The organism is Variovorax sp. WDL1 (assembly GCF_001541225.1).
GTDB lineage: Bacteria > Pseudomonadota > Gammaproteobacteria > Burkholderiales > Burkholderiaceae_C > Variovorax.
This window is the reverse complement of record NZ_LMTS01000069.1, coordinates 58,638-69,351: the sequence shown is the minus strand read 5'-3', so window position 1 is coordinate 69,351 and position 10,714 is coordinate 58,638. Positions and strand designations below refer to the sequence as shown.

Annotated in this window: 10 protein-coding genes; 4 read left to right on the top strand and 6 right to left on the bottom strand. The window is 68.4% G+C overall.

The features are described 5' to 3' along the window. Both APY03_RS09585 and APY03_RS09580 read left to right on the top strand, forming a co-directional pair. On the top strand, nucleotides 1–672 hold a 672-nt coding region (locus tag APY03_RS09585), incomplete at its 5' end, for a SirB1 family protein (protein ID WP_232324211.1). Next, nucleotides 672–1,094, top strand: a complete 423-nt coding sequence (locus tag APY03_RS09580) for a bleomycin resistance protein (protein ID WP_068676176.1) — start codon at nucleotides 672–674, stop codon at nucleotides 1,092–1,094. The genes APY03_RS09585 and APY03_RS09580, both read left to right, overlap by 1 nt. A gap of 22 nt (nucleotides 1,095–1,116) precedes the next feature. On the opposite strand, the gene APY03_RS09575 is transcribed toward APY03_RS09580, so the two are convergent. From APY03_RS09575 to purM, 6 genes are all read right to left on the bottom strand, one after another. Further along, nucleotides 1,117–3,267 carry an amylo-alpha-1,6-glucosidase gene (locus APY03_RS09575; RefSeq protein ID WP_068676174.1) on the bottom strand — a complete coding sequence of 717 codons (2,151 nt, stop codon included), beginning with the start codon at nucleotides 3,265–3,267 and terminating at the stop codon, nucleotides 1,117–1,119. Between the two features lie 14 nt (nucleotides 3,268–3,281). Then, entirely contained in the window at nucleotides 3,282–4,346 is a 1,065-nt protein-coding gene (locus tag APY03_RS09570; protein WP_068676172.1) for a glycosyltransferase family 4 protein, read from the bottom strand. Between the two features lie 137 nt (nucleotides 4,347–4,483). Further along, entirely contained in the window at nucleotides 4,484–5,479 is a 996-nt protein-coding gene (locus APY03_RS09565; RefSeq protein WP_068676170.1) for a GlxA family transcriptional regulator, read from the bottom strand. A gap of 12 nt (nucleotides 5,480–5,491) precedes the next feature. Further along, complete coding sequence (locus tag APY03_RS09560; protein WP_068676168.1) at nucleotides 5,492–6,064, bottom strand: isochorismatase family protein; 573 nt, start codon at nucleotides 6,062–6,064, stop codon at nucleotides 5,492–5,494. A gap of 107 nt (nucleotides 6,065–6,171) precedes the next feature. Continuing rightward, nucleotides 6,172–7,230 (bottom strand): AI-2E family transporter, encoded by a 1,059-nt coding sequence (locus tag APY03_RS09555; protein WP_068676166.1) that lies wholly within the window; start codon nucleotides 7,228–7,230, stop codon nucleotides 6,172–6,174. A 13-nt stretch (nucleotides 7,231–7,243) separates the two neighbouring features. Beyond that, on the bottom strand, nucleotides 7,244–8,284 hold the full coding sequence (gene purM, locus APY03_RS09550) for a phosphoribosylformylglycinamidine cyclo-ligase (RefSeq protein WP_068676164.1): 1,041 nt from the start codon (nucleotides 8,282–8,284) through the stop codon (nucleotides 7,244–7,246). Between the two features lie 206 nt (nucleotides 8,285–8,490). Between purM and hda the strand changes: the two genes are divergently transcribed. Together hda and pcnB are read left to right on the top strand one after the other, a co-directional pair. Next, on the top strand, nucleotides 8,491–9,177 hold the full coding sequence (hda, locus tag APY03_RS09545) for a DnaA regulatory inactivator Hda (RefSeq protein WP_068676162.1): 687 nt from the start codon (nucleotides 8,491–8,493) through the stop codon (nucleotides 9,175–9,177). 27 nt (nucleotides 9,178–9,204) lie between these two features. Next, a partial coding sequence (gene pcnB, locus APY03_RS09540) for a polynucleotide adenylyltransferase PcnB (RefSeq protein ID WP_232324210.1) occupies nucleotides 9,205–10,714 on the top strand: 1,510 nt, incomplete at its 3' end.

Below are 10,714 nucleotides of genomic sequence, written 5' to 3'. Positions count from 1 at the left end.
CTGCCCGCCGATGCCGCACCGCTGCAGCGGCTGCGCGCCCTCAACCAGTTCTTCTTCCACGACCTGAGCTTCGGCGGCAACGTCAACGACTACTACGACCCCGACAACAGCTACCTCAACGCGGTGCTGCGCACGCGCCGCGGCATCCCGATCTCCCTGGCCGTGCTGTGGATCGAGCTGGCGCAGGGCCTGGGCCTGCAGGCGCGCGGCGTTGGCTTCCCGGGCCACTTCATGCTCAAGATCACGCTGCCCAAGGGGCAGGTGGTCATCGATCCCTTCACAGGCAAGTCGCTCTCGCGCGAGGAGCTCAGCGAGCGCCTCGAGCCGTACAAGCGCAGCAGCGGGCTTGTCGGTGACTTCGACGTGCCGCTGGGCCTGTACCTGCAGCCGGCCTCGCCGCGCGAGATCATCGGCCGCATGCTGCGCAACCTGAAGGAAATTCATCGGGCGCAGGAAGACTGGCAGCGCGCGATCGCGGTGCAGGATCGGCTGATCATGCTCTTCCCCGAGGCCTGGGGCGAGCATCGCGACCGCGGGCTGGCGCATGCGGAGCAGGGCAACACCGCACGCGCGGTGCGCGACCTGGAGACCTACCTGATGCATGCCGAGGATGCGCTCGACATCGATGCCATCGCCGAGCGCGTCGCCGCCTTGCGCCGTGCGGAGAACTGATGGCGCAGGACAGCAAGACCGCGGCCGCCGACCTCGGCACGCTGCATGAATTCCACGGCGTGCAGCCGGTGCTGCCGGTCGCCGATGCCGCCCGCGCAGCGCGCTATTTCTGCGATGTGCTCGGTTTCGAGCTCGACTTCATCGCCGGCGAGCCGCCGAGCTATGCGCGGGTGAAGAAGGGCGACCGCAGCTACGGCGATCCGGTCTACATCCGGCTGTGGCAATGCGGCCGGCGCGAGGGCCAGGCCTGGCGCGGCGAGATCGTGATCCATGTGGGCCAGGACGTCGATGGCCTGCATGCCGCCTATGTGAAGCGCGGCGTCAATGTGATAGAGCCGCCGATGTCGCAGCCCTGGGGGCTGCGCGAGTTCGCGATCCGCGAACCTGACGGCCATATGCTGCGGTTCTGCGGCTATCTCTGAGCGCCTCTCGCCTCTCAGGGGTTCACAGCTTCAGCGACAGCTTGACCGGTGACGGCCCCTCCTGCCGGTCGATGAATGCGACCACGCGCTCACCCAGGCGCTGAAAGCTCAGGTCCAGCTTCTGCGTGCCGAGCTGGAGATGCCGGACCTGCAGATGGTCGATGCCATCCGGCAGTCGCGGATCCTCCACGCGCACGAGTCCTCGGTGGGCGTCGAGCTGCAAGCCCAGACAGGCCTGCAGCAGCATGAAGACCGAGCCCGCGGCCCAGGCCTGCGGCAAGCAGGCGACCGGGTAGGCGATCGGCGCCTCGCCCGGGGCGCGCTCGAAGCCGCAGAACAGTTCGGGCAGCCGCATGCCGAAATGGGTGGCGGCCTCGAACAGGCCATTCAGCAGCCGGACCAGCCCGTCGCGTTCGCCGTAGCGCGCCAGCCCGGCGCCGCACAGCACCACATCGTGGGGCCAGACCGAGCCGTTGTGGTAGGACATCGGATTGAAGCGCGGCGTCTCGGGCGGCAGCGTGCGAATGCCCCAGCCGGTGTTGAAGGCGCGCGACAGCAATTGTTCGGCAGCGGCCCGCCCGCGCTCGGCGCGCGGAAGCCCTGTGTACAGAAGATGCCCCACGTTCGAGGCCCGCACCCGGCAGGGCTGCCCGTGACCGTCAAGCGCAAGCGCATAGAACTGCATGTCCGCCTGCCAGAAGTGCCGTTCGACCGAGGCCTGCAGCGCCACCGCGCTCTGCTGCCAGTGGCGGGCGGCGTCCGCGTCGCCGCGAAGGCGCGACAGCTCGGCCATCGCAGCGTAGGCGCGGTAAGCGTAGCCCTGGACTTCGATCAACGCGATCGGCCCATCCGGCGTGCGCCCGTCGGCGTGGAACACCGAGTCGTTGCTGTCTTTCCAGCCCTGGTTGGCCAGCCCCGTCACCTCGCCGCGCGCATAGCTCAGGAATCCCGTCGGATGGCTGGCCGCGCTGCGCTCGATCCAGCGCACGGCGGCTTCCAGTGCCGGCCAGAAGGCGTCCAGCACATGGGGATCGCCCATCCGTTCCGCGTAGGCACCCGCCAGCATGACGAACAGCGGCGTCGTGTCGACCCCGCCGTAGTACTTGGCGAAAGGCAGCTCGTTCACAGCCGCCATCTCGCCCTTGCGCGTCTCATGCATGATCTTGCCCGGCTCGGAGTCGCGGAAGGTCGAGGTCTGCTGCGCCTGGTTGTGTGCCAGGAAGGACAGCACGCCGTGCGCGAGGCCCGGATCGAGCCACAGCGTCTGGAGTGCTGTCACGATCGCATCGCGTCCGAACGGGGTCGAGAACCAAGGAATGCCGGCGTAGGGGTACGGCCCGGTGGGCAGGTCGGTGGTCAGCAACGCCAGGTCGGCGCGCGATTTGTCCAGCCACGACTGGAACAGCCGGCCCGACGCCAGCACGCGTGCGCCGCGCCGCTGGCGCGTGCGCATGCTGCGGCGGGCCGCGGCAGCGGCTTGCCGGTAGCGCGAACAGCCGGCGTCCGAAGGACAAGGCCCGATCTCGGCATGCAGCGTCCAGCGCTGCTGCGGGTCGAGTTGCACCATGAAGGCTGCATGCCGCTCATCCATGCGCTCGGGGTTCTCGGAGAACTCGATGCACATGCTGCGCCGCAGGCCGTCGAGGCCCTGGTAGCGCAGCTCCACGCCTCGCTCCTTCAACAGCGACGGCTCGCGGGCGCCGCGCTGCAGCCGTTGCTGTCCGCGCACCTCGAACATGTCGTGGAAATCGGCCGCGAAGTGCAGCGTCAGCGGCGCCTGCACTCGTTGGTCGCCATAGTTCAGCACGCTGATGCGCTCGAAGATGCGGTCGTCCCAGATGAAGCGCTTGCGCTCCAGGTGGATCACGCCCTCTGCCGTGGCGGGGTTGCCGAGCAGGGGCAGCGGGTGGTTGGTCATGTTGGCCGTGAAGAACAGGTTGTCCTGGCTCACGGCGCCCGACAGCAGCGAAGGCCTTCGACCGCCCAATCTCAGGAGGAAGGTCGACAGCATGCGCGTGTCGTTGTGGAACAGGCCGTCGGCTTCTCCCGTGATGTCGCCGTAGACGTCGGCGACGAGGAAGGTGTCGCCTTCCTTCAGGACAAAAAGCCGCTGCGGGTTGCGTTCGAGGACAGCCTTGACGTCGATCTCCGCGAGCGGCGGTTCAGTCGTCATGCCTTGACTCATGCTTAAGCCGCCTTGGGGTAGGAACTGCCATCCTTGTCGTGCGCAGGAAGCCGACGATACAGCTCCACATAGGCCTTGGCCATCGTTGCGGCAGAAAACCGCCGCTCGAAGGTGGCGCGGACCTCGTTGCGGTCGAATGTGTCGATCCGATGGACGGCTGCGATCGCCTCGTCCTCATCGCCGACGATCAGGCCGCTGACTCCGTGATCCACCACCTCGGGCACCGAGCCGCAGCGCCAGGCGATGACCGGCGTCCCGCAGGCCATGGCCTCGATCAGCACCAGGCCGAAGGGCTCCGGCCAGTCAATGGGGAACAGCAGGGCGCGTGCCCCGCCAAGGAAGGCGGGCTTCTCGGCATCGCCGATCTCCCCGATGAACTCCACCAGCGGATGGTCGAGCAGCGGCCGGATGCGCTCGCGGAAGTATTCCTTGTCCACCGCGTCGACCTTGGCAGCGATCTTCAGCGGCAGTCCTGCGCGAGTGGCGATCGCGATGGCCCGGTCGGGCCTTTTCTCCGGCGAGATCCGGCCGAGAAAGGCGAGGTAGCCGCCGGTCGCCTCTGGCTGGAAGGGGTAGAGCGCCGGGTCGAGCCCATGGTGGACGGTGCCGTGCCAGCGGGCAAAGGGCAGGGGCGTGCGCTGATGCCTGGAAATGGAGGCCAGCGGAAACTGCGGCCACTGGGCATAGGCTTCGGGCAGGTCCTTCAGGTCCAGCCGGCCGTGCAGCGTGGTGAGCGTGCGCTCGGCCATGTCCGCGAAGAAGGGAAAGTGCAGCAAGTCGATGTGGAAATGCAGCACGTCGAAGTTGTCCGCCTGTCGGCGGACCTCCTGAAGCAGCACCATGTGGCTGGCCAGGTCGGATTTGAGCGGCGCCGGGTCCAGCCGCAATGCCTGTTCGCGTATGGGGACCAGCTGCGCCCGTGTGCGTGCGTCGGCCGAGGCGAACAGGGTGACCTCGTGACCCTGGCCGACCAAGGCATTGCAGAGATGGGCGACGACCCGCTCCGTTCCGCCATAGAGGAGGGGTGGCACGGATTCGTACATCGGTGTGATCTGAGCGATCTTCATGGCCTCTGGCTCCCTGTGCGCGAGCTGGGAAGGCGCTAGAAGACCATCGGGCGCAGACGAGCCAGGCCGGACGATAGCGCTTTTTGGATAGGACGAATCGCACAAGCCGAAGGCGCGCGGCACCAGCCGCAGGCGCTTCAGCCGCGGGGGCCGAGCCGGTGGCGCGAAGGCAACCCCTCGGCGCCGAACCGCCTCCAGGCGCGGCGCAGCTGGGTATCGGAGGCGAAACCCGCCAGCTCGGCCGCGCGGGTGACGTTGGCGCCCGAATCGAGCGCCAGCCGTGCCGTCGAAAGGCGCAGGCGGCGCAGGTACTCGAGCGGTGCCACGCCTGCATGCTCGACGAACAGGCGCGTCAAGTGACGTGACGAGGTATGGGCTACCCGGGCCATGCGCGGCACGCTCCAGTCGTCCTGCGGCGCCTCGCTCACCGCGTCCTGCACGCGGTGGAGTGCAGGGTGAAGATGGTTGCGGTACGCGAGGAAGGGCGAAAGCTCCGGATCCTGCGGACCGCGCCGCAGCGCCACCACCATGGTCTGCGCGACCTGGGCCGCCAGCGCCTCTCCGCAGGTGTCGGCAATGCGATGCAGCATCAGGTCGATGCCGGTCGTCACGCCGGCGCTGCTATAGAGCGGCGGGTCGATCACGAACACGCGGTTGGCCACCACCTCGCAGCGCGGTTCCACCCGTCGCAGCTCATCGAGGTGATGGTGATGGGTCGTGACGCGGCGTCCTACCAGCGCTCCGGCATGGGCGGCCAGCAGGGCGCCGGCGCAGATCGTCACCAGCTCGAGGCGGCCGCGCTCCAGGCGCTGGCCGCGCAGCCAGCGCAGCAGTGCCTGGGCGTCCGCGCCAGTGGTCGAGACGGTGTCCCCCGGCAGGCCAACCAGCACGATCCAGGCGGGCTCGTCGTCCCAGTGCGTCGGCAGCGGACCCAGGCCGCTGAGGGTGACGCCGACGGAGCCGGTCGAGGCGGGGCTCGGGGAGACGAACTCGATGGTGAAGCGCTCGGCCTGCCCGCCGGCGCGCAGCTGCTGGTTGGCGATGCGCAGCGCTTCCGCCGGGCCGGCCCAGTCAAGTACGAGGCTGTTCGGCAGCAGCACGAACACGACCCGGATGCGTGGCGCGCTGCTCATCCGCCTTCGCTCTCAAGCCGTGGCCAGTGCGCCGGCCCGCTCCAATGCCTGCTCCACGGTGCACAGCCTCGCGAAACGGCCTTCGAGCACGGTCGCGGTGCGGGCCTTGATGTCAGCCGCCGGCAGTGGGCGGCCGTCGGGTTGCGTCATGTCGAAGGTCAGCGTGGCGTCGGTGACGAAATCGACCGCCCAGCCCAGGTCGGACGCGTGGCGCGTCGTGGTCTCGCAGCATTGTTCGGTGCGGATGCCGCTCACGATCAGCCTGCCGACGCCGTTCTGCGTCAGCCACACATCGAGCCCGGTGCCGACCAGGGCGCTGTGGCGATGCTTGGTGTAGGTGGCCGCTGCCTCGAAGGGCGCCAGCTCGGCCAGCGGCCGGACGTGGCCGGATTCGATGGCGAAGGGGTTGTCGGCGAGGGCGGGGCCGTCCACGTGAAAGATGCGCACGATCGGAACACCGGCGATCCGGCAGCCTTCGATCAGTGCGTTCTGCGCGAAGGCGTAGGCGGGCAGGTCACGCGGGGTGAAATAGGGGCGATGCCGGAAGGATTCCTGGGCATCGATCACTATCAGACAAGATTTCATGGCGAAGACTTCGGGGCACGGTGGATGATGCGCCCTATTTTTCCTGTGTTCCTGCCATCTGTCTGCCTTCCGCAGGACACGAATCGGTCAAATCAGGACATGCGGTCTCAAACCAGCCGTGCCGCCTGCAGTTCCTTCTTCAGGTAGGCGTAGAACAGCGGGGCCGCCACCAGCCCGGCCGGACCGAACACGGCCTCGGCCACGAACATCACGGACAGCAGCTCCCAGACGCCCATCTGCGTGCGGGCGCCGACCACCTTGGCATTGATGAAGTACTCGGCCTTGTGAATGAGGATCAGGAAGCCCAGGCAAGCAAGCGCAGTGACCGGCGACACTGACAGGCCCACCAGCGTGATCACCGTGTTGCACAGCAGGTTGCCGACGATCGGCACCAGGCCGGCGACAAAGGTCAGCGTGATCAGCGCCGGCGTGTAGGGCAGGTTCAGCTCCCAGTGCGGCAGCACGAACAGCAGGAAGATGGCAGTCAGCACGGTGTTGAAGGCCGCGATCCAGAACTGTGCGGCCACGATCTGCCCGAATGCCTCGCCGAACAGGGTGATGCGCTGCTTGAGCAGCTCGGCCAGTGGGCGGCCGGTGGAGGGATGACGGGCCACGGCCGCCAATGCGCCGACGATCAGGCCGACATAGGCGAACAGCAGGCCACCCAGCCAGGCGCGCCCGGTCAGCGCGAGCGCGCCGGCCTGCGCGCGCAGGTAGCCGGCGATGACGCGCTGCACCTCGGCCGTGCCTTCGGGCAGGTAGGCGCCGATGTCGGGCGGCAGCTTGAGCCGCAGCTCCAGCACCGTGCGGGCGATGTAGTCGAGCAGTTCCTGGTATTGCTCCGGCGCGCTGAGCACGAACTCACGCGCTTCCGAAAAGATCAGGATGCCGAGGCCGATCGGCGCCAGCGACACCATGGTTGCGGCAACGATGCGTGACCAGGACGACTGGGAGTCCGGCGCTTCCCGGCGCGACTTCGCGGGCAGCAGCCGGCCCAGTCCCGCGTCGAGCACGCGCGCGAGCCGGCGCGTGCCGAGAAAGCCGATGCATACGCACAGCAGCCCCGGCAGCAGGCCCTGCCACATGATCAGCAGCAGGGCGCCGGCGATGAGCAGGTAGCTCGCCGTGACCAGCTTGCGCGATGGGAGGGGAGCGACGATGCTCACGCGGCGGGGCTTTTCAGTCCACGACCACGGCCGCGCCGGCGCCGAGCGGCGCGATCAAGCCGATCTCGTGCACCGTCTCTCCCTCGGCGCGCAGCGTGGCGGCGCAGGCCGCGGCCTGGTCCGCGCCGATCACAACCACCATGCCGATGCCGTTGTTGAAGGTGCGGTTCATCTCCAGGTCGTCGATGCAGGCCACCTTCTGCAGCCAGGCGAAGAGCTCGCTTTGCGGCCAGCTGCCCTTCTTCAGGTGCGCCGCCGTGCCCTCGGGCAGCACGCGCGGGATGTTCTCCAGCAGCCCACCGCCCGTGATGTGGGCCAGCGCCTTGATCGGGTGCCGGGCCAAGGCTGCCAGCACCGGCTTGACGTACAGCCGTGTCGGCGCCATCACGGCCTGGCGGAAGGGTTGGCCGTCCAGCGTGACGGGCAGGTCGGCGCCCGCACGCTCGATCACCTTGCGCACCAGGCTGAAGCCGTTGGAATGTACGCCCGCCGAGGCCAGGCCCAGTACCACGTCACCGGGCGTGACGTCCCGGCCCGTGAGGATCCTGGACTTCTCGACCGCGCCCACCGCGAAGCCTGCCAGGTCGTACTCTCCGGCCGGGTACATGCCGGGCATCTCGGCGGTTTCGCCGCCGATCAGCGCGCAGCCGCTCTGCTCGCAGCCGCGGGCGATGCCGCCGACCACTGCCGCGGCGGTGTCCACATCGAGCTTGCCGCAGGCGAAGTAGTCGAGAAAGAACAGCGGCTCGGCGCCTTGCACCAGTACGTCGTTGACGCTCATGGCCACCAGATCGATGCCGACTGTGTCGTGCATGTTCCACTCGAAGGCCAGCTTGAGCTTGGTGCCCACGCCGTCGGTGCCGCTCACCAGCACCGGCTCCTTGTAGCGCTTGGGCACCTCGAACAGGGCGCCGAAGCCGCCGATGCCGGCCAGCACGCCCTCGCGCATCGTCTTCTTGGCCAGCGGTTTGATGCGGTCGACCAGCGCATCACCGGCATCGATGTCGACGCCGGCATCCTTGTAGCTGAGCGGGGTTGGCGGGGTGGAGTTCATGGGCGGGCCGGACGGAAAATGAGTGACGGTCGAAGGGAGGAGGAGAATGACGCCGGCAACCGGGGCGGTCGGGCCGATAGAATTCCCCACGATTTTAAGGGCCCTGCTGCCCCGCACCCTCGGCCCGTCGCACAGCGCTCCCGCCTGTCCATGAATCCAAGTACCGCGTCATCCGCGTCCCTCCAGCCGCCCGCCGTGGCCTCGGCATGAAGCAGCTCGCGCTCGATATCGGCCTTGCTTCCGGCCCGACGCTGGCGGGCTTCTTCGCCGGTCCCAACGAACCGGCACTGCGGCACCTGCGGCTATGGGTTGGCGACGCGCGTTCGAGCACGTTGCATTCGCCGGTACCCACCTACCTGTGGGGCGAGAGCGGCAGCGGCAAGACGCATCTGCTGCAAGCGGTGCGCAGCGCCCTGCGCGAGCAGGGCGCGAGCGTGGGGTGGCTGCATGCAGGGGTCTCGGACCCTCCCGAGTTCGACGAGCGCTGGGGCGCGGTGCTGCTCGACGACGTGCATCTCTACACGGCGGTACAGCAGCACGCCGCCTTCAACTGGTTCGTCAACGCGCAGAGCCTGCAGCGCGGCGTGGTGGCGGCGGGCGCGGTGCCGCCGGCCGACCTGCCGCTGCGCGAGGACCTGCGCACGCGCCTGGGCTGGGGCCATGTGTTCCACTTGCAGGTACTCAACGAACCGGAGCGGCGTGCGGTGCTGCGCCAGGCCGCCGACAGCCGCGGCGTGATGCTGACCGACGAAGTACTGGACTACATGCTGCACCGCTTCAGCCGCGACCTGGGCAGCCTGATGGAACTGCTGGTGCAGCTCGACGGCTATGCCTTGCAGACCCAGCGCGCGATCACGATCCCCCTGATCCGGTCGATGCTCGAAAATGAATGAGGGCGCGTCCTGCGCCGAAGCTTTCCAATGATCAAGAAATTCATCGACAAACTCCTGGGCAAGTCCGGCGTCGCCGGCTCCGGCGGCAAGAACCGCTTCGGCAAGCGCCAGGAGGTGCCTGCCTCCGTGCACGGCATCGACCCGCAACTGGTGGACGAGCGAGCGAGGAACGTGGTCACCACGCTGCAGGGCGCCGGCTATGAGGCCTACGTAGTCGGGGGCGCAGTGCGCGACCTGCTGCTGGGCTTGCGTCCGAAGGACTTCGACGTGGCTACCAACGCCACCCCCGAGCAGGTCAAGAGCCTGTTCCGGCGCGCCTTCATCATCGGCCGGCGCTTCCGCATCGTGCACGTGGTGTACGGCCGAGGGCGTGAGCACGAGGTGATCGAGGTTTCGACCTTCCGGGCCTACATGGACAGCGCGGGCGCCGAGCAGGTGGCGGGCAACGAGCGCACCAGCAAGGGCGAGCTCGCCGGCATGAAGCACGCGGTGGACGCCAGCGGCCGCGTGCTGCGCGACAACGTCTGGGGTCCCCAGGAGGAAGATGCCGCCCGGCGCGACTTCACCATCAATGCGATGTACTACGATCCGGCGAGCCAGATCGTGGTCGACTATCACAACGGCATCAAGGACGCCAAGAAGCTCACGCTGCGCATGATCGGCGACCCGGTCACGCGTTACCGAGAGGACCCGGTGCGCATCATCCGTGCGATCCGCTTCTCGGCCAAGCTGGCGGCGCTGGGCTTCTCACTGGAGCCCAAGACCGGGACCCCGCTGGTCGAATGCAGCAAGCTGCTCGCCGATGTGCCCCAGAGCCGCCTGTTCGACGAGATGCTCAAGCTGCTGCAGACCGGTCACGCGGTGGCGACGGTCGCACAGCTGCGCAAGCTGGGCCTGGCGACCGGCATCTACCCGCTGCTCGACGTGATCGTCGAGCGTGCCGAACAGCCCTTCGTCAAGGCCGCGCTGCAGGACACCGACCGCCGCGTCGGCGAGGGCAAGCCGGTGGCGCCGAGTTTCCTGCTGGCCTGCGTGTTGTGGGCCGACGTGCGCGACGGCTGGGCGCAACGCGCCGAGGGGCGTCATGGTCAGCGGCCGCAGGCCTCCTTTCCTGCGTTGCAGGACGCCATCGACGACGTGTTCAACGCGCGCATCGGCGACGTCTCGGGCCGTGGCAAGCTGGCGGCCGACATGCGCGAGATCTGGATGATGCAGCCGCGCTTCGAAAAGCGAAGCGGCGCCACGCCTTACAGCCTGGTCGAGCAGGCGCGCTTTCGCGCGGCCTTCGACTTCATGCGCCTGCGCGCCGACGTCGGCGAGGTGAGCGAGGCCATCGCCGAGTGGTGGCAGGAGTTCAGCAGCACGTCCGACGACGTGCGTCGCCAGGACCTGCTGGACCAGGTGCGCGACGAGCAGCACAAGAGGACCCGCCAGCGCGGCCCGGCGCGCGTCGCGACACCTGCCGCGGCGCAGGCCAATGGCGATGCCGAGCATGCGCAGCCGCCTGAGGGTGAGCTCGCCGCCGCCGCGCCCCGGA

Coding starts and splice junctions, on each gene's coding strand:
- APY03_RS09580 (WP_068676176.1), top strand. CDS start 672: ATGGCGCAGGACAGCAAGACCGCGGCCGCCGACCTCGGCACGCTGCAT.
- APY03_RS09575 (WP_068676174.1), bottom strand. CDS start 3,267: ATGACGACTGAACCGCCGCTCGCGGAGATCGACGTCAAGGCTGTCCTC.
- APY03_RS09570 (WP_068676172.1), bottom strand. CDS start 4,346: ATGAAGATCGCTCAGATCACACCGATGTACGAATCCGTGCCACCCCTC.
- APY03_RS09565 (WP_068676170.1), bottom strand. CDS start 5,479: ATGAGCAGCGCGCCACGCATCCGGGTCGTGTTCGTGCTGCTGCCGAAC.
- APY03_RS09560 (WP_068676168.1), bottom strand. CDS start 6,064: ATGAAATCTTGTCTGATAGTGATCGATGCCCAGGAATCCTTCCGGCAT.
- purM (WP_068676164.1), bottom strand. CDS start 8,284: ATGAACTCCACCCCGCCAACCCCGCTCAGCTACAAGGATGCCGGCGTC.
- hda (WP_068676162.1), top strand. CDS start 8,491: ATGAAGCAGCTCGCGCTCGATATCGGCCTTGCTTCCGGCCCGACGCTG.